This is a genomic window from Lacticaseibacillus yichunensis, from assembly GCF_003946405.1.
GTDB classification, from domain to species: domain Bacteria; phylum Bacillota; class Bacilli; order Lactobacillales; family Lactobacillaceae; genus Lacticaseibacillus; species Lacticaseibacillus yichunensis.
The window spans coordinates 1-23,712 of sequence record NZ_RHOG01000014.1; the positions used below are offsets into that span (position 1 = coordinate 1).

Below are 23,712 nucleotides of genomic sequence, written 5' to 3' on the forward strand. Positions count from 1 at the left end.
TAGAATTTCGGTGACCTTCCCGCTTCCGAAGAAGAAGGCGTCGTTCTCAAGATGGGCCGCATTCAGCTCCTGCAAACGAAGGTGGGCTGCACGATATTTTGATGAAAGACTATTGTGGGGACCCGGGCCCCATGGTGCGAGTGCTGAACGCCTGCCGTACATTCAGACATTCTGAAGGTGTGTTGTTTCCCCCGACCGCCCATGGAGTCGAATGAATATGCATGCGGCAGTCTCCACTTGGGGCATGCTCATTCGGGCGTCGGCAAGAGCCCACCTTCCTGACCCTTACATAATATAAAGCGAACGGGAGCCGGAAAATGTGATCGGAAATTTTAAAACGTTGATGCATTGCGGGTTCCAACAATCGCTGGAAAGCCGCAACTAGTTCATGCTTTACACCGAAATTAGCGGTCATGGACGCACAGAAGATAGAATAAACGATGCAATTTTAACCAATCTAAACTCGACGGTGATCTCGACTACTACGCCAGTATTTCACTTTGGAAGATCCGCACGTCCGGACGGCCCAGCAAAATCTTTTGTGATGGCGTCACACGGTGCGGCGACTGAATTAGTCGGGCGATACACAGAAGATTTTTCCCCCCGGTATGACTAAAAAACACAGAAAATTATGCCATTTGGAAAGCTCGTCTCAAAATGGGCACGCAACGGGAAAAACGGAATTATTTTGTTAAGATTGGTTGCCCAATATGAGCAGATTGTTGTTGCTTTTACAAATATGCGATAGGATCAAAACAATTTTGCTTTTGCCGCATGATCGACCTGTACCTGGGCAAGCAGCTCGGTTCGCAGTTTTGGAAAAGCAATCATCAAAATAACGTGACTAAACTATTAACGAAGCGCACAAACCTTCGCATCAACAGAAACGGTCACACTTGGGGGAACAAACATGAAGCGTTTAGTTTTATTTATGGTGGGCGTCCTGATGACCGCCATTATTCAGCCAATCTCTGCTGTCGCAGCGGCCGCAACGCCATCTATAAGCACACAGTCCAGCCTACCATCCGGCGCCAGCCTGCCCGATGGCTTCAAGCTGATCGAAGGCCAAAACAATAGCTGGAAGATCGTCCCGACCGCAACCGCTGATTCCAGTTCCGTTGCAACACTAGAGGACGCCTATCTAACAAGCGCGTCTGCGATTGGTGCAACGCCCAATCGCCTCGTCGACTATCTCAACAGCTTTGGTATGACAGTCTTTTCAAACTCAACGCTTCGCGGCCAGGGCACCTACACCGGCAGTCTTGCCACAGGGGCAGACCTAGAGATCGATGCGGGCAGTGGCCTCAACCTGACGAACGTGGCCGGGCATGACTATTCCGCAATCTTGAACGGGGATCTAATCTTCGCGGCCGGCGAAAGCTTTTCTCTGGCCACCACTGCACCGATTCTCTTTTCCGGCGACCATGGCTTTACAGGGAGCGGCAATGTGCCTTGGGGTCTGATCAATTGGCTCAAGGCAAATGCCGACCAGGTGAAGGCAGTCCCCAATTTTGACCAAGACTATTTCACCAAGTTGAAGACCGCCGTCAACACGCTGGCCACCTTCTACGCCAGTCAAGCGCAGACCGCTACGCCAACGAATCCTTCGTACAATCAATACACATTCACACTGGATCAGGCGCATTACGACACCGCCACAAACACGTACTACTTCACGATGGATGGCACGTCCATCAAGCCAAATGCCGTCTATGATTTTGCGCCCGCTGCGGGTGAAACGATTCCCGCTGACGCAAAAGTTGTGGTCAACGTGACCAATGATGCCCACGTGACCTTTGAGGGGGCAACGTTCAACGTTGATTCGGTCCTGAACCCAAATCAAATCCTGTTCAATCTGCCGACCGCCTCAACCGTTGATACGGTCAATGCCGGACGCAACTTCAATGGCATTCGCATTCTGGCGCCAAACGCACTCGTGCAAGAACAGGACGCAACGTTCACGGGTACGGCCAATATTTTTGGTGGCGAATCGACCAACCCGTTTGTCCCGCTTCCTGTCGTGCAAGGCACCGTCACCATCCATTACGTCGACGAGGCCGGCACACCAATCGTGGCCCCGACGACACTGACCAGAACCATTGGCGACCCGTACACCACCGAAGCCAAGAATTTCCCGGGTTATACACTGACTGCCACGCCCGCGAATGCGACAGGCCGCTTTAACACCGCCCCCCAGTCCGTGACTTATATCTACCGGCAGGCCCCCAGTCCGTGACTTATATCTACCGGCAGGCCCCCGTGGCTGGTGCGGCCGTCACCGTTTCCTATGTCGATCAAAATGGGCAGCCGTTAACTGAACCGCTCACGCTCACCGGCAACCTTGGCGACCCATTCACCACAGACGCCAAGACCTTCGCTGGCTACACACTCACTGCGTCGCCAAAAAACGCGACAGGTGTCTTCAGCGATGAGCCGCAGTCAGTCACCTATCTCTATCGCCAGGACCCAGTGCAGGCTGGAACGGTCACCGTCGTCTATGTCGACGAGAATGATCAACCGTTGCGCGCAAGCACCCTCTTGAATGGTGCGGTTGGTGAAACTTTCACGACCCAGCCCGAAGTGATTCCGGGTTACCTCCTGACCACTATCCCCGCCAATGCAACCGGCGTGTTCACAACAGCGCCTCAGACGGTCCGCTATGTCTATGCTCCGGTTCCAGCAAAAATTGGAACTGTCACGGTTCGCTATGTAGATGAAAATGATCAGCCACTGACCGATTCAGTGATTCTTCAGGGCGCGATCCGAACGTCCTTCCAGGCACCCCGCCAATCTTTCGCCGGCTATACCCTGACAAAGGTGATCGGCTCTGAAAAGAACGCATTCGGCGCATCGCCACTTGAAGTTGTCTATGTCTATTCACGTCAGGAGACCGCGACCGGCGGCAATCACCAAAAAGCCACTTCTACCCCGCCATCAGGCACTCCAGCCATTACGATCTCACCTAAATCCGCTGCGCCAACCCGAGATCAGGTACTGCCAAAAACAGGCGAGCGAGCCTCTGCATTGATGCCACTGGGACTGTTCATCCTTGGCGCTTTGTCGATAGCCTTGCTGCCCGTTACGCGATCAAAGCGCGAAAGATAAAAATTCGGCACCACTGACCACCCGCCCCCAAGTTCACTCAAGTCTGCGTCGCAAATGCCGTGTCCGACAGCTTCAACCACTGTCTCAACTTTTTTGGCTTATTTTGAGAGCTTGGCGGCTAGTAAGTGAGTGTTGTCGATATCCTGTTTCTCCGCGTCATTGAATAACGTCTGCCACCTTATTTTTGCGACCAAAACGCGTCTGCTTTCTATTGTTGTACGTGTGCGCCGCCCCATATAATTATGATTATATTGAGAATCAAATTATCAGAGGAGGCCCCACCATGCCAGTTACCGTCATTACCCGGACAAGTTGCAGTTCCAGTCGCCGCGCCGTTGCCTGGCTCCAAAACAATGGTATCCCCCACATCAAACGCACAAGCAGCGAGTCGCCACTAAGTTTTGATGAAGTCCTGAAGCTCCTGATTCGCTGTGAGCACGGTTTTCTCGATATTCTCTCGGTTCGCGGGCGCGCCTATACCTCGCTGAAGGACTCGCTCGCCAACCTCCAACTTAACGACTTGATCGCTAAGATCGTCGAAGACCCTGGCCTTCTGCGGTACCCGATCATTATGGATGGCGCAAAAGTACTGGTCGGTTTCAACCGTTCGGAGATTCGCAAATTTACCCCCAGCGACAAGCGAAAGGCGGATCTAAGGCAATCTCTCTTTTCCGCCGAAGCATATTCTTAATTTGGTCCAGTGCATGACAATACGGTCTGTCTCCGGTTTGTGAAGATCAAACCGTATTTCTATGAACTCAATGCAGTCCGAGCGCGAACTGATACCCTGCGCGTACTAATGCAAAAGAAAAGGCCCCCGGCAGAAACGCCAGTGACCACCTCATAATTATCGCGCCTGTCTTTCTCTAGCCTCGAGTTGTGTCTCCAGATCACGCTGAAAAACCGCGGCCATTTGGCGCGTCAGCGTTTCAGCGATGCGGTCTGGTACGGAAGGCTTCATCTCCTCGGGTAGCTGGTCCGTACTCAGTTCGCGCAGCGCATGTGCCGCGGCCAGCGTCGCCATATCCTGTAAGCCTGGTGGTAAATGAGTTGCCATCTTGTCTCACCTCTCTAATTTGGGGGTTAAATGTGTTTGCATCTGGGCTCGAGGAAAGTCTTGCTTCAATGCGATCAGCCTGTCCTGCGCATCGAGAGACCGCCTCTTAACTTCAGCTTAGCAAGGCCCCCTTGTCTGATGCAAATTAGGCTCTCACAATTCAAAAGAGTGGCGCACCACCCCGGTTGGGAAGCGTGCCACTCTTTAATTAACCGGGCTACGCGTGCACACGCGCACGCATGCCAACTGCCAAAAGCCCCGCCCCGGCTAAAATCAGTGCGCCAAGGCCGCCAAACGTCACGCCGAACCCAAGCAGTCCAATCAGCCACCCCAAAAGCGGGAAAAGGCCAATCATCACCAGTGAGTATAACAAGGACGCTACCGATAGTAGGGTCGCACGCTGGCCTTTGGGGATCAGCGCGTTGTAGTACACGCTAAACAACGGAGCGATCAAGGCCCCCAGGGCGTAGTTGAGGAGGTACAGCGCGGCCAGCACCCAGCTCGCGTTCAACAAGGAGCACAGCAGGCCCAGCCCCAGCAGAACGCTCAGGCCCACCAGAACCACCCGCTGGTTCGCCGCCGCAAAGCGGGGACTGAGCCAAATCGCCAGTAGCGCGAAAAGGGATGAACCAGCCAAAAGCGCCGCGATTAGCCACGTCGCAAATTGGCGCGTCTGCATCACATTTTGAAAGTAGTAGTAATAGCCGCTGGATACCGCGCCGATAGCGGCGTCAAACAGCATCAGGAAGAACAGCTGAGGCTGCTGCCGTAGCACCTGCGCCGCCGTCTTGATAATACTTCCAGTAGTCTCGCGCGCTAGCCCTGCCTGGCGACTTTTTGGTTCAGTCATACTGACAACACATACCAGCGCGCCCAGTGACAATCCGATTGCCAGCGCGTAGCCCCACTGCAGGCGGGTGGCGAGGGTGCCGGCAATCAATAGCCCACCGGTTGCCGCCACCTCGATCCAAATATTCATTCGGCTGTTGACCCGGGCGTAGTCGGCTGCGCATCCAACTTCTTCAAGCGACTCATAGATAAGCGCCTCCAAGGTTCCTGATTGCAGGTTGTAGGACCACGCGGATAACACAAAGCTGAGCGCGAACCACCAAAAATTGCCGTGCACTAGCATCATGGCGGCCGATAAGAGTGCGGCTATCCGGCTGACCATCAGCATCCGTCTATAGGAGAAGCGGTCAGCCAAGACCCCCGAAGGTACTTCGAACAGGAAACTGGCAATGTGGAAGATACTTTCACACCACCCGATCTGTACCAAAGAGAGGCCTTGTTGGGCCAAATAGATCACCCACAGTTGAGTGATTCCAAAATAGGCGAGGACACTGTACCCAGTCGCCGCCCGTAATTGTTGCTTGATTTTCATTATATTCACCTTTTGCGTTGAGACGCAAAAACCCCTCCACGCCATAACGCAGAAGGGCCTGCGATCACGTCATGGAACGTGTTGATCGACAAAAAAGGGTAGATTCTCCCCCTCAGGCGGCAAAACCATTTGTTTCTGTGCGCACTGTTGTCAACCAATCGCGAACCATGTGTGACCTCCTAGGTGATTTTGATTTAGTGTACCGCAATTACCGGTTGGTGCCTACAAGCAAATTCTGTGAATAGCTTTGGAAATCCCGCCTCAATACAAGCTCGCCAGATAAGGCGTCATGGCCGTGACCACCGCCCCACTGTCCGAATCCTCAAGCATGGCCAGCACCAAAAACTTATTCGAAGCGGCGTCTTCCGCCATCAAAAAGCCGTTGGTCTTGCCCGTCGTGTCCTGCTTCTCCTTGAGCTCAGCGGTGCCGGTCTTGGCGGCGATCGAATGGCCGAGGCTGGCCAGCGCATGCGCCGTGCCGGCCGGATCGGTGACTGTGGACTGCAAGGCTGTCTTGACCAGATCCGCGCTGGCTGACGTGAGCACCGTCTTCGTCTGCGTCTTGTCCGACTCAAGCAGATGCGGCAGGGTCATCTTGCCGCCATTGACTAGGGCCGTGTAAGCCGTGGCTTGCTGAATCGGCGTCAGGAGCAGCTCGCCTTGACCGTACGCCGTATCTGCCAGCAGGACCTCGCGCTTCAATCCGTCATTAGCCAGCTGCGCCTTTTGCTGGGTCAGGGGCAACGTGTCGCCCTGTTTCAAGAACGGCGAAACGCCGCTGGTGAATTTATCAGCGCCCATTTCCAGCGCGGTCTGGGCGAACCAAATATTGTCGGAGTAGGCCAGCGCCTGCGCCATGTTTTCACTGGCCACGTCCTCGACCCGGGTCACTTTGTAGTCGCCCCAACTGGAATCTTTTTGCCACTTCAGCCCGCTGATCTTGCGAGTCGTGCTCGCCGTGATCGTCCCGTTATCGAGCGCCACGCCGGCCGTGACCATCTTGAAGGTCGACCCCGGCGCGTACCCCTGCAGGTAGCGACTGGAAAATGGGGCGGCGGAATTATTTGCGAGCTTGTCGTAATCTGCTTGACTGATCCCGGCCACGAAGTCATTTGGATCATAGCTGGGGGCGCTGACCAACGTCATCACAGCGCCCGTGGTTGGATCTAGCGTGACCACTGCACCCTTTTTGTCCTTGATCTGGGCATAAGCCTTTTCCTGCGCGGCGGCATCGATCGTCAGCTGAACGTTCCTGCCCGGCACCATTTTGCGCGAGGTCAAGGTCTGGACGGTCTTGCCGTTATCCTCGATCCACAGCTCACCGCCAGCCTTGCCCGCCAGCTCGCTATTGTATGTCTGCTCAAGGCCGGTCTTGCCGATCTCGTCGCCGGCCGCCAGCTGCGGGTCCTTCTTGATGTCGTCGGCCGACACCTCGCCGACATACCCGATCAGCTGCGCACTGGCCGCGCCGGTCGGATACGTCCGCATCGCCACATTCTCGTAGGTGACACCGGTCAGCTTGGGCTGCGCAGTGACGACCTTGATCGGGACAAAATTGTCATCGGTCACCCAACTCTGGGCAAGCAACTTATCCAAAGAGGCGGCCGTCACATCGAGGGCATCCGCGATCTTCGCCAGATTTGCCGTCTTGGCCGCACCTGTCCCGAGCTGGCCGCGCACCAGGCCCGCTTCAACCCGGGTGCCATTAGTGGCCAGCGCTTCGCCGTTGCGATCGAGAATCGAGCCCCGGGTCGCAGCCGTGCGTGTCAGCTGAACCGTCGCGCTACCTGACATTTGTGGAAAAAGCATCTGCGGATTCCAGACGACCTGCCATTGATCGCCAACTTGATGAACGGTGGTCTCGTAACCCCGCGCGGTGAGCGGACCCACCGTTGTCGCCATTTTGACATCAAACGACAGGGTAAAGGTCGTCGCGTTCTTGCGGACCACCTTCTTATTCTCGATCTGGATGTCATCCGCCCCGACTCGGTCGAAGACGGCCTGATTGCGAGCCTCGACCTGCTTCAGGGTGTAGTGGTAGCCTTTGCCCTTCAGCTTGTTGCCGTCGATCACCTTGATCAGCTTGTCGTATTGCCGTTTTTGAAAGGCGGTCAGATACGTGGTCGCCGCTTTGTTGGCAGCCTCTTCTTGGCGATTGCTTTCGAACTTCTTATAGCCGAAGAAGCCGCCGATTCCCGCCGCGACAACGATAAGCGCTGCGATGCCACCGATCAGAATTTTTTTCATTACATGGTCCCCCGTCCTCTTGAAGTGGTCTGCCCCCGCTGTTTGCGCAGGCAATGGTTAGCCACTTTAATATACCGCACTAGCATTGGGGACGAGTCTCAAGTTTTAGCTAAGGTGTGTCGACCAGAAGTCTCAGGGTAACTCCCCCAACGGAGTTCAAACAAAAACAGGGTTGCAATTGCGTTTTTTCCTGCTAAACTATAAATGTACTTACTAAAAGTAAGAAGACGGAGGACAACAGGATGACGAAAAAATATGAGTTCGGCTTGAACACATTCGGCGATATTGGGTTCCATGATGATGGCACGGCCATGGACGGCGACGAGACGCTGCGCCAGGTGGTCAAGGAGGCGGTCTTGGCAGACAAGCTCGGCCTCGACCGCATCGCGCTGGGCGAGCATCACCGCAGCGAGTTTGCGATCTCCAGTCCCGAGGTCGTGCTCGGGGCGATGGCCGCGGTGACCAACCACATCAAGCTCGGCACCGCCGTCACCGTGTTGTCCTCCGATGACCCGGTGCGCGTGTTCGAACGCTTTTCCACCTTGCATGGCCTGTCGCACGGCCGCGAGGAGATCATGCTGGGCCGTGGCTCATTCACTGAGTCTTTTCCCCTGTACGGCTACTCGCTTGAGAATTACGATGAGCTCTTCATCGAGAAGATCGCGATGTGGCAAAAATTGCTCGAGGGCAAGCCGATGAACTGGAAGGGCGAATTCACCCAGAAGCTCACCGACACCACGGTCTATCCAAAACTGCCAAGTGGCGAAACGATTCCCACCAGCTTAGCGGTCGGCGGTTCGCCTGAGTCGATCATCCGCGCGGTCCACTACAATATTCCGGTGGTGATCGCGATCATCGGCGGCGAGCCGGTGCGTTTCCGCCCGTATGTCGACTTGTATCACAAGGCCGCCGCGCAGCTCAACATGCCGGAGCACCCACTTGGCATGCACGCCCACGGCATTATTTTGGACGACGCCGATGAAGCGGTCGAAGTCGGCTGGAAATACATCCGAGCCGAAATGGATCGCATCGGCATCGATCGCGGCTGGGCGCCGATGACGCGCGACCGCTTTGAATTTGAGATCGATAAGGGTTCCTATTATGTCGGCACGCCGGAACAGGTCGCCCAAAAGATCGCGCATAACATGAAGGCGCTGGACATGTCGCGCTTCGACCTGGTCTATGGGACAGGTGGCCAGTTGATTCACCAGCGCGAGGCCACCATCAGAAACTTCGGCGAAAAGGTCGTGCCGCGGGTCAAAGAACTGCTGGGAGATGACGCGAATGCCTAACACAGACAAACCAACCATTGGCATTCTCGGCGCCGGCAAACTCGGCTCAACGCTGGCCCGCATCGGGGAGTCGCGGGACCTGCCCATTTTGATTGGCAGCCGCCATTCCGTCGCGGATCTCAAATGGGTGATCGATACCCTGGCCCCCGGTGCCACCACGCTTTCGGCGGCCGAGGTCGTGCGCCAGGCTGATGTGATCATCCTCGCCATTCCGCTGAGTCACGTGCAGGATCTGGACCCAGCGGCGTTTGCGGACAAGATCGTGCTGGACGCCACGAATTTTTGGGCGGAGGTCGATGGCACCGAGAACACGATCTCCAGCCTCACCGAGTCGTCATCTGAAGTCGTCCAGGCACATCTGGCCCAAAGCAAGGTCGCCAAGGCGTTCAACCACATGGGCTACCACGATCTGGAGATCGAAGTCGACCGTCATCCCGATGTGCCGCGCGCGATGGCCTATGCGACGGACCACGACGACATCCGACCAGTGGTGGAGGCCGTACTACGCGACTTTGGCTTTGACCCCTTCGACCTCGGGCCACTGCGCTTCGGCCTGGTGCTCGAGCCTGGCAGTCCGCTATTTGGCGAGGCGATTCCGCGCGCCGAGTTTGCGGACAAGCTGGCCCACATTTACGACAGCGCCTTTGGGAAAAAGATCATCAAGGCGCGTGGCGGCGAGATTCGTTAAGTCAGGATTCAAAAAGTCGGTTCGGCGATCTGTTTTCGTGAAAAACAGAGACGCGGGAACCGACTTTTTTCGTGTACGCTTTATTCCCAAGTGCGCGGAACGTTACGCGCCGGCCTTCGCCCAATCTTCCGCTGCCTGATACGCGGCGGCAAGGGCTTCCGGTTGGTCGATGCCTAAGAGGTCTTGGCTGATCTGGCCGCCAGCTTCTAGGCGCGTGTAGGCCAAAAAGCGATACGGATGGCGCAGGCCCTTGAGTGATTCTTGGTCGATGGCGAGGGTCGTGCCAGGAATTGCAGGGGCCAGGCTATCACTTTCATAGATCGACAACATCCCCGCCAGCTTCCAGATGCCATCCCGTTTTTCCGCCCGCTCCAAAAGCCGCATGTATTCCGTCAGCACGACCTCTTTTCCGTGGCACATTTCCCAATAGTTGGAGATCGTCGGGACCTCGATATAGGCGCGGGTGGCACTGCGCTGATGCACCACGGGGCCGCAAACGCGGGTGATGATCGGCAGGCCGGTGTCCATTTCCGCTGGGGCGTGGGCGACAAAACTCTGCACGCCGCCGCGTTGCCAAGAGGTCTCGACCGCGGCATCCGGCCAGTATTGCGCGGCCAACTTGGCATCTTCGTGGCGCACCCGGTATTGGCGCTCGCGGGTGACGAGCTGCATCAATTCTTCAGTATCTGACATAACAGTCTCTTTTCTGCGCATCGCGTAAAGTTGTATTCACACACAGATGATACTGCTGACCAGGGGGGCGTGCAAGTGAGCGGCCGAGCAGCTTGGCTCGCGCGCAAACACGCTGACCACATCGCTTAAAAAGCGCTACTTAGGCGGCTGCAAGACAAATAGCCAACGCGCTGCTGGCCACCAAAGCACTTGCTATTTTGCCCCCTGCTCGATAAGGTAGAAAAAGAAATTCCGGGAGGCTGCCACATGAAATCGCAACATCATGATCTAGTTTTGGCCATTTCAACCGTTGTGCTCGGCGTCGGCGTCGGGTTCGCGTCGCTTTTGCTGGGTCTCATCGCCGAAGCCATCGTGCATCTTTTTCTCAACTTCACCGAGACCGCGGCGCAGCCTGTGGCGTGGGCGGCGGGCTCGACGCGGCGGCTGGTGAGCCTGCTGATCGGCGGCTGTTTGGCAGCGGTGATCTGGTATCTGATGCGGCGCCGCATGCGCCCCACCGTCAGCATCGCCCAAGCCCTTCTGGAAAAAAAGGAAATGCCGCCTGCCGCCACAACGGTCCATGTCCTCACCCAGATCTTGTACGTCAGTATCGGTGGGTCGGTCGGCCGCGAGCTTGCCCCGCGTGAACTCGGCGCGATGCTCGCCCAAAGCTGGGAGCGCCTGCTTCACAAGATGCGCGCGATTACCCTGTCCGAAGACGAACGGCGGCTGTTGATTGCAGCGGCGGCCGGCGCGGGATTTGCCGGCATTTACCTATCGCCGCTCACCGGGACGATGTTTGCCCTCGAGTTGCTATTGAAAAAGGCGGATCTGCGCGCGGTCCTTGTCAGCTTACCCATGGCGGTGATTGCGATGCTGATCGGCTCGCTGCACCGAGGTTTTGCCGCGTACTACGCGTTGGGCGGTGGGGCGTTTGATTGGCGCGTGGCGCTGATCGCGGTGGTGCTCGGCCCCGTTTGCGGCGTGGTCGGCGCCCTTTTCCGGATGGGCTTTAGATGGGCCACCCTGCATTCGACGCGGGACAAAAACCTCCTGTGGCAGCTGCCACTGATGGCGGCCATCACTGGACTGATCGCGATGCAGATGCCGCAGATCATGGGCAATGGCCGCGCCCTGGCAGAACCGGCAATGACCAACACACAGGCCAGCTTGATCGGCTTTTTCCTGCTTGCGGCCTTGGCCAAAGCGCTGGTCACTGTTTTCACCCTACGCGCCGGCGCGGCTGGTGGCACCTTGACGCCAAGCATCGCAATTGGCGGGGTGCTGGGCATGACGGCCGGCATCGGACTGGCGCAACTTGGCCTCGGCCTGCCGATCTGGCAAGTTGCCGTCCTCGGTGCGGCCTCACTGCTCGCGGCGTCTCAGCAGGCCCCCCTGATGGCGATGTTCATGCTCTTTGAAGTCAGCCACCTGCACCCGACAGCCCTAGTGCCCCTGGCGATCGGCACGTTCTTGGCCTGGCTGGTGGCACGCGCCTGCCTGAGCAAGTGGCAGCCGGCGCCGAAACTAAAACCGATTCAATAAAAAGAAAAAATGGCGGCCCGCATTTTCGCAATGTAGGCCGCCATTTACTGTTACGCTTCGCTCTTCTTTGCTTCGTCCAAGACCTTGATGATCGAGGCATTCTTGGAATGGCAATCGCGGATCATCTGGTAGTCCGCTTCACTCAACTTAACGGTATATTCGCTCATGATGTAATCCCCTTATTAATGAATGCCTTTATTGTACCAGTTTCGGCGCCGGTCACAAGTCCGCCCTGTTGGCTGGTCGTTGAACCCCGGGCGCGAGCGGGTGGGCCGGCGGGTGAAACATCTCGTTCATAAACGTGCAACATCGGCTGCACAATCGTCATTTTTAGTGGCGATTTTGGCCTTGAATTGAAAAGCCAATAACGGCGCGGTTTATCGCGTGTAACCGGAAACAACGCTTAATTTAAAATAGTCGACAGCATGCCATTACGGTGTTATAGTAACCGCGTTAACTCGATTGCAGGTGTGGGCCTTGCTAACCCACTGATCTCCTGTCCAATTCCTTCGGTGGTCCTGCCGGCCGAGTCCGGTTGCCGAACGATCGTAGCTTTCCCTTGAGTCTCATGGGGCCTGTCTCACCGGCGCTGGCGCGTGTTCGGCGATTCGGGTATAAGCGTTAACAACGGATGCCATTTTCATCTGGTGTTCAAAATGGGTCGGATGGATCACCGTGTGCCATCACAGCGGGTCGCACACGGTACATAGAGCGCGGCTCCCATCCCCGTGCAGATAGCGGCACGTTCGTAATCGCATAATTTCAAAAATGGGGCCTCTCGAGGCCTCTTTAGTGTGTCCTTGGACGGTCTGGAATCGCAGACCGTCTTTTTTTGTTTCGGCGCCAGTCTTTTTTCGAAAAAGAGGTCGCACTTGTCTTCTGTTCTAAGCCAACTTGCCGCTAACAAAAATTGACAGAACCGGTTTCCCCCGCCAAACTAAGAAAGGACAAAAGGAGGTTGGGCGCGTGGCGTGGTTACTGGTGTTGATTCCATCATTTTTCGCGGCGTTGGTGCAAGGGATCACCGGCTTTGGGTCGGTCATCATCATGATGGTGTTTTTCCCAGCGGTTTTCCCCATCGCAAGAGCAGCGGGCATCGGCGGTGTGATCATGTTGTGTTCAACGATCGTGCTGGCGTGGCATTACCGGCACGCGTTTTCGCTGCGCAAGGTGGCCATTCCGTTCGTCGTCTACGCCGCAGTGGCGACTTGGTCCGTCCATTTGGGCATGGTGCTGGACGCGGGGCTGTTGCGAAAACTGCTGGGCGGGTTATTGATCGCGCTGAGCATCTACTTCATTTTTTCAAAAACAGCTGGCGAGCATCCTTACCCGTGGTTCATCGCCGGGGCGTTCATGATCATCTCAGGCTTTTTCAATGGGTTGTTTGGCATCGGCGGCCCATTGATGGCGCTGTATTTCCTCAGCATGGCTGAGACCACGCCGGAGTATATGGGGAACCTGCAAGGCTTTTTCCTGATGGACACGTTTTACATTACCGCGGTGCGCATTCACTCAGGTATTCTGGTGGCGGCGAATCTGTCACTGATTTTGGGCGGCATGGCCGCGGCGGTACTGGGCACGCTGGTCGCGGCCCAACTGTCGGCGCGCTGGGAACTCAAACAGGTCAAGCCGTTTATCTACGCGTTTATCGGCCTCAGCGGGCTGTATTATTTGATCTTTTAGCGGGTATAACAAAAGCGCACGTCTTCTACTCGGAGGCGTGCGCTTTTTGCATTAGAGCAATTCTGCCAGATTTTTCGCCGTCAGGTCAAGGCTCGTCGCCACGGCCTGATTGACCAGCGTCCCTTGATACACATTCACGCCGGAAAATAGGTCGCGACTGGCTTGCAGCGCCGGCTTCACCCCGCCTGCTAGTGTCTTAGCAAATGGAATGGTGACGCTGGTCAGCGCGTCGGTCGCCGTCTTTGGCACGGCGCCCGGCAAATTCGCGACCGCATAATGAATGACGCCATCTACCACATAGGTCGGGTCGTCAAACGTCGTCGCGTGCGTCGAGGTGGCGAAGATGCCGCCTTGGTCGATCGGAATATCGACTACCACGGAACCAGGGGCCATGCTGGCGATCATTTCTTCGGTGACTAATTTTGGCGCCCGCGCCCCGGTGATGAGCACCGCCCCGATCACCAGATCCGCCGTCTTGACTGCGGCGGCAATGCTGGCCGAGGTGGAAAATAGGGTCTGCACGCGGCCACCGAATTCGTCGTCGACTTTTGCGAGCACATGCGGGGCAATATCCAGCAAGGTGACATTGGCGCCCAGGCCAAGTGCGACCTTCACCGCATTTTGCCCGACGACCCCACCGCCGATCACGACCACGTTGGCCTTGCGAATGCCAGGCACGCCGGTCAGCAGGAGGCCCTTGCCGCCAAATTGCGTCTGCAGGAACTGACCGCCGATGAGCACAGCCATGCGCCCGGCCACCTGACTCATCGGGGTCAGCGCAGGCAAACTGCCATCCGCGGCGGTCATGGTTTCATAGCCGATTGCGGTGGTGCCGTGCTCGATCAGGGCGGCCGTCAACTCGGCATTCGCTGCCAAATGCAGGTAGGTGTACAGCACCAGATCCGGCCGCAAATAATGATACTCACTGGCCAGCGGTTCCTTGACCTTGATCACCAACTCTGCGGCCCAAGCCGTTTCGGCATCGGCCATCGTCGCCCCAGCCTCGACATACGCCGCATCGCTGTATCCGGCGACCGAACCGGCCTCGCGTTCAACGATCACATGATGGCCAGCCGCCAACAACAACTGCACCCCAGTCGGCGTGATGCCGACGCGGTTCTCATTGACTTTGATCTCTTTTGGAATTCCAATTTCCATCTTAACCATCTCCCATATATTGAGCATACGAGATTGGCAAGCCTTTCACAACTTATCGGTCTTGGAGGGACAATGGACACCGACAGGCTTACGCAAGAATAGAGACGGGAGATCAAAATTCTGCATAATTAAGTCTGCGCCCTTGGAAGCAAGAAAAAGACGGTCTACGACAAGATTTTTGATAAAATTTTTCTCAAAATTGGTGTTCCACGACAGCTCGGCGCCACGTCAGCGACATCTTAAACGTGCCGTACCAAGAAACCAGCACATTTGATTGCGTTTTCATTGGGGGGGATTATGATATCGGTGATAAATTGTTAGAGCTTGGTATTGGGGGGAACACAATGTTTTGGGCTAACTTGCTTCGGCTCCGAAAGAACCGCGTCTACTGGGTGACTAATGTTGTTCTGTTTGTTCTCTTTATGAGCGAGGCTATTCTAAATACGCTACAGGGTTCACATTTCAATTTTATCTTTATGTCATTCCTGGCCGCAACATCTATCGGGCACTATCCCCAGATGATCGTACTCTGGATTTTACCGCTTTATATCTGTATAGGACCAGCCATTTGGACAAGCACCGATAAGGCCTCCGGGTACTCCGTATATGCTATATCCAGAGAGTCGCGTCGAGGTGCACACAGATCCTATAATTGGTTTGTTTTTTTGAGTGAATTAGTTAGGTGGGCCACGCTATTACTGCTAAACTTGCTGTTCTGTGCGATCGCATTTACGCACCAGCCGGGCTACGGTAACGCGGACGCCTCCTTTGCAAAAAATACAGATTGGCCCTGGATGGCCTGGCAGTATGGGCATCAATTATTGGCTATCATAATTGCAATCGTGATTCTTAGCTGTCTGGCCGGAATTTTGGCGGTCGGTATTGCTAACTTAGGGCTTCTCCTACAAAACAGGTATTATACGGCTTTTGTGAGTTTGGCAGCCTGGATCATTATTTCAACAGGGAACTCAACAGTACTGAGTGGCCTCCAGCCGTTTGTGGAATACAATGTCGCAGGCGTGTTGATTCATTTAGGTATTACGTGTGCTGTCATCTTCCTTGTTTCTTTGATTGCTGGATACCAGGAGGCTCACGGTGACCTTTTATAGTAAAAAGCGCTACACACGATGGCTAATTGTTGCCGCGTCCACATTGGCGCTGGTTTTTATCACACAGGATGGAAAATTTTTTACATACTCATTCTCATCATATTGTGTAGCTAGCGGAAGCTTTGCGAACGCTTACTCCTCAATCATTATGTTTGCGCTTATCTGGATACCGTTTCTGGCTTTGATGTTAGCAAACAACGGGATGTCCATTCTGGAGATTGGCGCACGCCACTCACGAATGTCAGTTGTCATCGGTCGTCTGCAGATATTAGCAAAAATCTCTCTCCATTTATGTCTGATTGGAACCTTAATTCAGCTTATTCCAACCATGGTCTTTCTTCGCGAGCCGCTCTATACTGCCTCAATGGCAATCAGCCCGTTTTTTCTTCGCTTTCAATTACTGCTTATCGTAGGCGCAGTGCAACTGACTGTCGTCTCACGGACGCACAAAGCCATTGCTGGTGTGTTTTCAGCAATCCTGCTCGGCGGTGGCATTGTGTACCTGAGCACCGGCATTCTCGGTAAAAGTCTTAATCAGGCTCGTTTTCTTTTCCCTCTATTTAACGTCGGTCTCTCGATTCAATTGGGGTTGGTACTACTAGCTTGCCTCTTTGTGGTGATTGCGATCTTTATCATGGTAGTTGAAAGAGAGGACTTTCTATGAGAACCTCGCGAGTTGCCAGTGAGTGGGTTGTTTTCGGCTTTACCATCTTACTTATTGGGTATCAGATCAATCTTGCTAAGACGATTCCGAGCCAGTCTCTTAGGCTGTCCGATGGCGTGCCTCCTGATGCAGGGGCCTATTATCTTTGGGTCTGGCTAATGCCCATTCTTCTGTGGTGCGTCTATCAGGGTATATCCTTTGCAGACCTGAGTAATGACTTTCATCTATATCAACTGTATCGCTATCGAAGAATCACGACATATTGGCTAAAGCGGCTCGAGATCTCGGCGCTCGAAACTCTGGCGGGGATGGGGTTATACCAGATAGCGTTTAATTCTGTCGTTCATCAGAGAATTGACTTCTCTTACACGTTAGCAGACCTCAATTGGCTCGCAACCACGATCACCATCGTTGTGCTGTTGTTCACGCTCTGTTTATTGTTAAATCCGTTATACGCAGTCCTAGTAGTCTTTGCACTTCTACTTGTCGGTACCGCTGTAATCCCAGACACGCTGATTCGGAGCATCACTGAGGGAATTCGCGGTCTAATGGTATTTCGCCTCAATGCCCCACTTTCGCGGAGCTTCTTCGAGAACCTCATACTGATTGCGATCTGCCTCATAGTAATTATGTTTTTTGGACGAAAATTAGATATTGGAGGAAAAAAACAGCGATGACCGAAGTAATTCTTGAACACGTATCCAAACACTTTCACAAACAGGTTATCTTAAACGATATCTCTTATACCTTTGAAGGCGGGCGAATCTATGGCCTACGTGGCAAAAACGGAGTCGGAAAAACAATGATACTCCGGGCCATTGCGGGCTTAATCAAAACGCAAGGCAAGATTGAAATCAATGGCGTTCAGCTAGGCGAAAAATTCGATTTTCCGCCTGATATGGGCCTGTTGATTGAAAATAATGAATTGCTGCCAGATTATACGGCAAAGCAAAATCTAGAGATCCTCGCAAAGATCAAACGTGTTGCCGATGACAAGATGATTTCTAATGCATTGGTACGGGTTGGCTTGGACCCTAATGACAAGCGGAAAGTTCGCCATTTTTCCCTCGGCATGCGGCAACGGCTCGCCATTGCGCAGGCAATTTTTGAACGACCACAGCTGATCTTTCTGGATGAGCCAACAAATGCGCTTGATACAGATGGTGTCACAGAGATAAAAGCGCTACTAGAGGAAGAACGCGACCGTGGTGCACTCATCATTATTGCGAGCCATATCACCGAAGATTTGAACGAACTTGCTGACACCATTCTAATGATACAGGGCGGTCAGATCATTGAAGAAATTAGCTTATAATCGTCAGCGCACATTCCGCAGCTTTGCAGCACTGGGTCTGGTGTTGATCACCGCTGGATTATTAGTCTGGCGAGTGTGGTCCCTGGGCCAAGACATCGCCGTGAAGTATCGCACAACGAATCCAACGAATTTCTCTGGTATCTTAGCTTCCGGTCAATATTCTGCAACTCGATTACCACGCGGTCTGTATGACGTCCAATTGATCAGCGCGAAAGGTCAGGCCGACTCTTACAAGCTAGTGAAGGGCCATCGTATCGTCAACATGCTTGTTTCTGGAAGCAATGTCATTTCGATTCAGGGAAAAGTAAGCGTCAGACCAAGTCAGACAGCTGACACAATGACTGCCAAAAAAAGTGTCAGGCTAACGAATACCCAAGGAATACTGATCTGTGGCACGGATATCCGACCGGGTACCTATAAGGTTAAATTCACTGACACAAAGAACGGCATCTGTCAGGTTGAGGTGATGAACGGGCCTGGGCCGACCGAGATACACGATTCGGGACTAGCCACTCTCACATTTAAAAAGAATGACCGAATTACTATTACGATTCTCCAGGGGGCGGACGGGTCCTATACCGTCGAGTTTCTCCCGTCGTAGCCGCACTATTTTTAAAAGTGTGTCCTTCTGACTTGAAACACGGAGGCGGGACCCTAGAGAACAACAACATCAATCGTCACAAATAAATATTTTGCCAACGGCGCACGAAAGGGTACGTCACTAATCTAAAGGCAGGAAAAAAAAGAGAGGCACTCCGCCTCTCTTTTTTGAGTCACGCCAGCGTACCCAGCAACTTCAACAGCTTCTCCCGATTCACTTGCGCCTGCGCCTCGTCTTCGTATTCCACTTGCCACACATACGCATCCAGCGCGCAGGTCACCACCTGGTACAGCGCCCGGCGCCGAGGGTGATGCGGCAGGTTGCCGTACCCGCGCGCAAAAGCCGGATCCGCGCCGAACGCCCAGGTCGGGGAAAAATCAAACTCAGGATCCCCCCAGATGGCCCGGTCAAAATCGATCACCGACACGATGCGCTTGCTGTCCTCGCTGACCAGCACATTGACGGACCACAGATCCGCGTGCACCAAATGCGGCTCGGTCACCTCATTCAGCGCCGCTTCCTCACGCCGAAACAAATCGCCAATCATCGCGGATTGGCCCCCCGTCAACAATCCGCATGTCACCAACCGCGCGGCCGTATCCGTGATCTCGTGGGTCAAAAACGCGCCCCATCTCGCAAACCCGTCGTCAGGATTCGCCGTCATCAAAGCGACACGGCCAAACTGCTGGTTGGACGCGGTCACATGGTGAATGCGCGCCACCGCTTGGCCCAGCTGGTTCTGCAGTGCATCTGGCAGTGGCCCTTTTGCCATCAAGGCACTCAGCGGCTGGCCGGGCTGATACCGTTGCAGCATGAGGTCACGATCCACCAGCGTTTTGGAAAAATCGGTGGCGAGGATCTGGCGAGGGCCCAGCAGGTTATCCACAACCGTCTCCGCCTGCATCAGATGGCGCTCGTACGGCAACAGAAGCTCCCGGTGCACCGGCCCGACCCGCAACACGAGTGGGCCGTCAGTCGTTGTCAAAAGATAGACCGCGTTAAACAGACCGCCAGCCAGCGGGCGCACCGCGGAGATGTTGAGCGCGGGCCGCAGATGGTGCGCGATCTTTTGGAGCTGGGCAGTCGTCAGATCTTCCGCCAAACGTGAAGTCAATTTGTCGCCTTTCTTCTATTTAAAAGGGCGCGGGGCAGGTCTCGATGGAAAGGGGCGCGTAACACAGCCAGAGAAAGCAAACGTTGCGCCGCCAAGCTACGCCGAGGCCGCCATCACTTCCCGCGAATTTTCCGATAGGCCGCGATCTGCTTAGGCGTGTAATGCTCATCCAACCAGCGCCATAAGATCGTGATGCGTGTGCGGTCTGCCTCGGCCAGCGCCGCCTGCAACACCGTCACATAGCTACGCGTCGAGGCACTTGGCTTGGCCCGTTTCTCCGCGAGGTCCGCAATCTTGTCCCAGCCATAGTAAATGCTGAAGGTGCGCGCGGCCGGATCCGCCAACCCTTTTTCCCGGCACCAGTCAACGGCGGCGGCCGCGGCGATCAGCTCCGCTTGAATGTGCGACACGTCCGCATCCCCGGTGCCGCCAAACTGGTCGATGCGCTGGTCGCCGGCGTCCAGCACCGAGACGCCCCACTTGTTGTCGGACACCGCCAGCACCAGCGAGAATTGGGTCTCCTTGGCCGCAAGATAGCCCTCGTAGATCTGGCTGAACTTATCATCCAGCGCATAGATCTCCGGCGCGATCTTGGTCAGCCCGGCCTCGACCGCCGCGGCCCGGTCGGCGATCAGCGGCTCCTCGCCTTTGTAGTGGATCTCGTGTTCGATCTGGGCGTAAAAATGCATCCCGTAAGTCCGCACCTGGATCTCCACCGGCAACACCAGCCCAAGCGTCCCATGCGCCGGGGCCTGGACCGTGAAGTGATACGAATGGTAGTTGCGCTGGACCTCCTTGGAATCCGCCGCGAACTCGGCGACATCAGCCGGGTCTGCATCTTCCGGGCGCGGGGCAACATAATTACGCTCAAGCGCCGCGATGTTCGTGTACCCTGCCCCAGCCAGGCGCTCCTTCAAGGCTTCCACCACGTAAAAAACGCTGGCCGTTGTCGGGCACAATAGACGAAAGCCCAGCACATCCGGCACCACCGCAAACACGGCGGCCAAAAAGTCTTCCTGGCTGTCCATTCCCTCTAGGCTGACCCCGGCGAGCGCCTGCTTAGCTGGATCGCGGAGTTTGGTAAGAATGCTACTGGTCGTCTTGACGCGACTGGTCACTTCCATCAGCGGATGGATGCGGCCGGCGTAATCGGCTTGTTTATTGAGGGTCAACTGCCAGCCGGTCAGCTGGTCTGACAGCGTTTCGCGCAGGTCCGAAAACTCGGTGCGCACACCTTTGACCCATTCAGTCATTTTGTCATCTGAGATCATCACAGTTCCCCCAACTTGCCAAAATATGTCATCGTTTCCCCATTCATTATGGGGTAAAATCGATTTGGATTAAACCCTTGTTGATTATTCCTCGGGCACTGTTTCGGGGGTGCCACTTTTCAGTTGGTTGGCGGAAAGCACGGTGACATTGTCGTACTACCGCTACCCCGCCATCCCGCGAGCCGCCACATCTTTTGTAGTTGGGTTTCGGTGCGCATGGCAGGGGATATCTAACTGGCTCGTGCACGTATGGTGAAGTGCGCCATACGCACCCGAGTCAAGTTAGCTACCCCGCCATCCCGCGCACCTTCACACCCTTTTCCTCAGAAAGGACACGTCATGTCAGAAAATGATTTTGATCTCGACTTTGATACGGTTTTTAGCGATGTCGCCCAGGAAGCGACGGGGACGTTTTCCAATGCCGACTTGATGGCCACTGCCACGCGGATGTTTCATAAATACACGGATCAAGGCGGCCTGATCAATCTGTTCCGTGTGACCGCGAATGTGATGCCGGCTGACCCGCGCCCAGACGAGGAGGCGGCGTTCCAATTTTTCGCCGGCCCCGGCGCCGCGAGTAAGCTCGTCATTCCCGGGCCTGACGACATGGATCTGTTCAAGGCTGACCGCGAGCGCGCGGAAAACGCGTTGGCGCGCGACGCGAACACCAAACTCACCATTGTCACAGACTCCACGCTGTCCTACACGCTGTTTCTCACGCAACTGGCGCACGACCTGGCTGCCTCAACGTCGCCGAGCCTCGCTCACAAGAGCATCCTCACCGCAAGCAGCTGGCAGCTCGCCGAGAGCACAGACGACTTGATTTACGTCGCCCATTTGACCCCCGCCGAATATAAAGTGATTCGCAGCAAAACCACTGACGCCGCGTTCACCCCGCATTTTGAGGACGGCACCAGCGCCTTTGAAAAATCCCGCCTGACCGCCCCGCTCTTCTTGCCGCTCAGAACACTTGGCGTCAGCGACGTCGCCTATGTCCTACGCCATTTCAGCGAACACTACGAAACCAGCCACCATGTCACCTTTGCGCCCGATGCGCTGGTGCAGCTGGCATCCGGCTCCCGCGCGATCATGACCAACTTGCCGGATCCGGAAAAGGCGATTCTGCTGATGGACGAACTCGGCGGCGAATTTGCCGGCACGGCAGAGGCCCCGGTCACGATCACCAAAGAAATGGTCCAGGACACCCTGGCCACGCGCTACAATACTTTTCCAGCCAGCGTACTTAACAAAGAATCCATTCTCGGCCTGGAAAATACGCTGAACGATGGTGTGATCGGCCAGACGCAGGCCACTCATGCGGTCGCGCAGGCGATGGCGCGGGCCAGCGTCGGTCTGAACAACCCGCACCGCCCCCTGGCAACGTTCCTGTTCGTCGGGCCGACCGGAGTAGGGAAAACAGAGCTCGCCAAGCAGTTGACGCTGGCGCTGTATGGCCGCGAAACTGAGTACCTGCGTTTTGACATGTCCGAATTTTCCAGTCCAGAAGAGGGCGTGTTCAAGCTGATTGGGATCGCCTCCGTTTATAAAAACAGCGAGCGCGGCGGGTTATTGACGAACGCCCTGCGTGAACATCCCAACGCGATTCTCTTGTTTGATGAATTTGAAAAAGCGGCGCGGCCGGTTCAGAATCTGATGCTGCAAATGCTGGATGATGCGCGCTTGACCGCAGGCGATGGGCAGCTTTTCTCTCTGCGTTCAAACATTATGATCTTCACCTCAAATGCCGGGATGGCGCCCAGTGATATGCATGTGGGCTTTGGCAACACCGAGGCCGGCGCCGACTATGCCTTTTCCACAGAGGCATTCACCAAGGCGTTTCCAAAAGAGTTGCAGAACCGTTTTTCAAACATCATCGAGTTCAAGCCGATCAGCAAGCCTGATCTGTTCAAGATCTTGGAGATCAAGCTCAAGCGCTTCTATCAGCTGTTTGAGAGCCAGGGCATCAGTCTGTCACTCACCGACGCCGTTAAAACCAAACTCGTGGCGCTCGGCTACAAGCCCGACCGCGGCGCCCGGCCGCTGGAGCGTGCGATCGACGACGCGTTGATGGGGCCGATCGCCGACCTGCTTTTGACCACCGAAGACACGCATCAGATCAACGTTGACGTGGATGAGGACGACAAGATCGTCGCGCGCGCGGCTGCAATCAAGGTGACCCCACCGCTTACGTTCAAGACCGCGGCGGTGCTCTATGTCGACGGCGCGTTCAACCCGCAGACCGGCACGTATGGCTACGGCAGCGTGCTGGCGCAAGATGGCAAAACGGATGTGATCTCCGGCGCAGGCCAAGAGAAAATTACGCTCAACCTCCGCGATTATGGCGGTGAAATGGCAGGCGTGCTGGCCGGTCTGGAAAAAGCGCAAGCCGCCAACATCAAAGAACTCACCATTGTCTACGACTACAATGGGATCGAAGGCTGGGGCACCGGGCGCTGGCAAGCCAACCACCCGACCGCTGTGGCCTACCGCGACAAAATGGCGCAACTGCGAAATGAAATGACCCTCTATTTCGTCCACACCCGCAAAGAGACCAGCGCCGAAATGAAAGAGGCAAACAACGAGGCAAAGAAAGCTGTAGGATTGACTAATTAATAAGGGCCCTGGGAGCGGTGGACCGAGACGCTCATGATTCAGTCTCTTTTCCCCCTCTCCCGCCCCACCTTACAAAACTGTTCGCCCTCACAACTAGCGCGGCGCCCGTCATTCGGGTCGCCGCGTTTTTATGTGGGCGCACCGGCCACGAATCAGTAACCCCCTATGCTATACTGGTCGCAGAAATCAGACGAGGG

The 23,712-nt window shown here is 55.3% G+C and carries 20 protein-coding genes; 13 read left to right on the forward strand and 7 right to left on the reverse strand.

Translation table 11 applies throughout. From position 1 onward, the window contains the following. The first annotated feature begins 910 nt into the window (after positions 1-910). The 3 genes from EKM95_RS05690 (at position 911) to EKM95_RS05700 (ending at position 3,796) form a co-directional block, all read left to right on the forward strand. A complete protein-coding gene (locus EKM95_RS05690; protein ID WP_125696886.1) occupies positions 911-2,236 on the forward strand; it encodes a MucBP domain-containing protein in 1,326 nt (441 codons plus the stop codon). Next, entirely contained in the window at positions 2,233-3,105 is an 873-nt protein-coding gene (locus tag EKM95_RS05695) for a MucBP domain-containing protein (RefSeq protein WP_125696887.1), read from the forward strand. The genes EKM95_RS05690 and EKM95_RS05695 overlap by 4 nt, the downstream gene beginning before the upstream one ends. Positions 3,106-3,388: 283 nt before the next feature. Further along, entirely contained in the window at positions 3,389-3,796 is a 408-nt protein-coding gene (locus tag EKM95_RS05700; RefSeq protein ID WP_125696888.1) for a Spx/MgsR family RNA polymerase-binding regulatory protein, read from the forward strand. A gap of 156 nt (positions 3,797-3,952) precedes the next feature. Here the strand turns inward: EKM95_RS05700 and EKM95_RS05705 are convergent, their stop codons facing one another. The 3 genes from EKM95_RS05705 to pbp4 form a co-directional block, all read right to left on the reverse strand. After that, positions 3,953-4,162, reverse strand: coding sequence for a hypothetical protein (locus tag EKM95_RS05705; protein WP_125696889.1), 210 nt, complete (start codon positions 4,160-4,162; stop codon positions 3,953-3,955). A 217-nt stretch (positions 4,163-4,379) separates the two neighbouring features. Beyond that, positions 4,380-5,543 carry an MFS transporter gene (locus EKM95_RS05710; RefSeq protein WP_164510100.1) on the reverse strand — a complete coding sequence of 388 codons (1,164 nt, stop codon included), beginning with the start codon at positions 5,541-5,543 and terminating at the stop codon, positions 4,380-4,382. 261 nt (positions 5,544-5,804) lie between these two features. Beyond that, positions 5,805-7,790, reverse strand: a complete 1,986-nt coding sequence (pbp4, locus tag EKM95_RS05715; protein WP_125696891.1) for a penicillin-binding protein PBP4(5) — start codon at positions 7,788-7,790, stop codon at positions 5,805-5,807. 242 nt (positions 7,791-8,032) lie between these two features. Here pbp4 and EKM95_RS05720 point away from each other — a divergent pair, with 242 nt between their 5' ends. Beyond that, a complete protein-coding gene (locus EKM95_RS05720; protein ID WP_125696892.1) occupies positions 8,033-9,082 on the forward strand; it encodes an LLM class flavin-dependent oxidoreductase in 1,050 nt (349 codons plus the stop codon). Then, positions 9,075-9,770: an NADPH-dependent F420 reductase gene (locus tag EKM95_RS05725; protein ID WP_164510101.1), complete on the forward strand. Its 696-nt coding sequence runs from the start codon at positions 9,075-9,077 to the stop codon at positions 9,768-9,770. Before EKM95_RS05720 ends, EKM95_RS05725 begins: the two co-directional genes overlap by 8 nt. A 102-nt stretch (positions 9,771-9,872) precedes the next feature. Here the strand turns inward: EKM95_RS05725 and EKM95_RS11795 are convergent, their stop codons facing one another. Then, positions 9,873-10,463 (reverse strand): hypothetical protein, encoded by a 591-nt coding sequence (locus tag EKM95_RS11795; RefSeq protein WP_125696894.1) that lies wholly within the window; start codon positions 10,461-10,463, stop codon positions 9,873-9,875. Between the two features lie 246 nt (positions 10,464-10,709). Between EKM95_RS11795 and EKM95_RS05735 the strand changes: the two genes are divergently transcribed. Both EKM95_RS05735 and EKM95_RS05740 read left to right on the forward strand, forming a co-directional pair. Then, positions 10,710-11,987, forward strand: a complete 1,278-nt coding sequence (locus EKM95_RS05735) for a chloride channel protein (RefSeq protein WP_125696895.1) — start codon at positions 10,710-10,712, stop codon at positions 11,985-11,987. Positions 11,988-12,953: 966 nt separating this feature from the next. Then, a complete protein-coding gene (locus tag EKM95_RS05740) occupies positions 12,954-13,670 on the forward strand; it encodes a sulfite exporter TauE/SafE family protein (protein ID WP_125696896.1) in 717 nt (238 codons plus the stop codon). Positions 13,671-13,721: 51 nt separating this feature from the next. On the opposite strand, the gene ald is transcribed toward EKM95_RS05740, so the two are convergent. Beyond that, complete coding sequence (gene ald / locus EKM95_RS05745) at positions 13,722-14,828, reverse strand: alanine dehydrogenase (protein ID WP_125696897.1); 1,107 nt, start codon at positions 14,826-14,828, stop codon at positions 13,722-13,724. Between the two features lie 665 nt (positions 14,829-15,493). Between ald and EKM95_RS11630 the strand changes: the two genes are divergently transcribed. From EKM95_RS11630 to EKM95_RS05770, 5 genes are read left to right on the forward strand one after another with little or no spacing between them, the layout of a single operon-like run. Continuing rightward, positions 15,494-15,937: a hypothetical protein gene (locus EKM95_RS11630; RefSeq protein WP_164510102.1), complete on the forward strand. Its 444-nt coding sequence runs from the start codon at positions 15,494-15,496 to the stop codon at positions 15,935-15,937. After that, positions 15,924-16,601: a hypothetical protein gene (locus tag EKM95_RS05755; protein ID WP_125696899.1), complete on the forward strand. Its 678-nt coding sequence runs from the start codon at positions 15,924-15,926 to the stop codon at positions 16,599-16,601. The genes EKM95_RS11630 and EKM95_RS05755 overlap by 14 nt, the downstream gene beginning before the upstream one ends. Continuing rightward, the gene (locus EKM95_RS05760) at positions 16,598-17,278 is read left to right on the forward strand and encodes a hypothetical protein (protein WP_125696900.1); all 681 of its coding nucleotides are present in this window, start codon (positions 16,598-16,600) and stop codon (positions 17,276-17,278) included. The genes EKM95_RS05755 and EKM95_RS05760 overlap by 4 nt, the downstream gene beginning before the upstream one ends. Then, a complete protein-coding gene (locus tag EKM95_RS05765) occupies positions 17,275-17,916 on the forward strand; it encodes an ATP-binding cassette domain-containing protein (RefSeq protein WP_125696901.1) in 642 nt (213 codons plus the stop codon). The genes EKM95_RS05760 and EKM95_RS05765 overlap by 4 nt, the downstream gene beginning before the upstream one ends. Continuing rightward, entirely contained in the window at positions 17,897-18,517 is a 621-nt protein-coding gene (locus EKM95_RS05770; protein ID WP_125696902.1) for a hypothetical protein, read from the forward strand. The genes EKM95_RS05765 and EKM95_RS05770 overlap by 20 nt, the downstream gene beginning before the upstream one ends. Positions 18,518-18,689: 172 nt before the next feature. Here the strand turns inward: EKM95_RS05770 and EKM95_RS05775 are convergent, their stop codons facing one another. Next, positions 18,690-19,631 (reverse strand): phosphotransferase family protein, encoded by a 942-nt coding sequence (locus EKM95_RS05775; RefSeq protein WP_125696903.1) that lies wholly within the window; start codon positions 19,629-19,631, stop codon positions 18,690-18,692. Between the two features lie 113 nt (positions 19,632-19,744). Continuing rightward, on the reverse strand, positions 19,745-20,902 hold the full coding sequence (locus EKM95_RS05780; protein WP_125696904.1) for a hypothetical protein: 1,158 nt from the start codon (positions 20,900-20,902) through the stop codon (positions 19,745-19,747). A 339-nt stretch (positions 20,903-21,241) separates the two neighbouring features. Here EKM95_RS05780 and EKM95_RS05785 point away from each other — a divergent pair, with 339 nt between their 5' ends. Beyond that, positions 21,242-23,515 carry an AAA family ATPase gene (locus EKM95_RS05785; RefSeq protein ID WP_164510103.1) on the forward strand — a complete coding sequence of 758 codons (2,274 nt, stop codon included), beginning with the start codon at positions 21,242-21,244 and terminating at the stop codon, positions 23,513-23,515. The last annotated feature ends 197 nt before the right edge of the window (positions 23,516-23,712 follow it).

Excerpts from the sequence above, each read along its gene's own strand:
- EKM95_RS05690 (WP_125696886.1), top strand. The coding sequence starts at position 911 with ATGAAGCGTTTAGTTTTATTTATGGTGGGCGTCCTGATGACCGCCATT.
- EKM95_RS05700 (WP_125696888.1), top strand. The coding sequence starts at position 3,389 with ATGCCAGTTACCGTCATTACCCGGACAAGTTGCAGTTCCAGTCGCCGC.
- EKM95_RS05705 (WP_125696889.1), bottom strand. The coding sequence starts at position 4,162 with ATGGCAACTCATTTACCACCAGGCTTACAGGATATGGCGACGCTGGCC.
- EKM95_RS05710 (WP_164510100.1), bottom strand. The coding sequence starts at position 5,543 with ATGAAAATCAAGCAACAATTACGGGCGGCGACTGGGTACAGTGTCCTC.
- pbp4 (WP_125696891.1), bottom strand. The coding sequence starts at position 7,790 with ATGAAAAAAATTCTGATCGGTGGCATCGCAGCGCTTATCGTTGTCGCG.
- EKM95_RS05720 (WP_125696892.1), top strand. The coding sequence starts at position 8,033 with ATGACGAAAAAATATGAGTTCGGCTTGAACACATTCGGCGATATTGGG.
- EKM95_RS05725 (WP_164510101.1), top strand. The coding sequence starts at position 9,075 with ATGCCTAACACAGACAAACCAACCATTGGCATTCTCGGCGCCGGCAAA.
- EKM95_RS11795 (WP_125696894.1), bottom strand. The coding sequence starts at position 10,463 with ATGTCAGATACTGAAGAATTGATGCAGCTCGTCACCCGCGAGCGCCAA.
- EKM95_RS05735 (WP_125696895.1), top strand. The coding sequence starts at position 10,710 with ATGAAATCGCAACATCATGATCTAGTTTTGGCCATTTCAACCGTTGTG.
- ald (WP_125696897.1), bottom strand. The coding sequence starts at position 14,828 with ATGGAAATTGGAATTCCAAAAGAGATCAAAGTCAATGAGAACCGCGTC.
- EKM95_RS05760 (WP_125696900.1), top strand. The coding sequence starts at position 16,598 with ATGAGAACCTCGCGAGTTGCCAGTGAGTGGGTTGTTTTCGGCTTTACC.
- EKM95_RS05765 (WP_125696901.1), top strand. The coding sequence starts at position 17,275 with ATGACCGAAGTAATTCTTGAACACGTATCCAAACACTTTCACAAACAG.
- EKM95_RS05780 (WP_125696904.1), bottom strand. The coding sequence starts at position 20,902 with ATGATCTCAGATGACAAAATGACTGAATGGGTCAAAGGTGTGCGCACC.
- EKM95_RS05785 (WP_164510103.1), top strand. The coding sequence starts at position 21,242 with ATGTCAGAAAATGATTTTGATCTCGACTTTGATACGGTTTTTAGCGAT.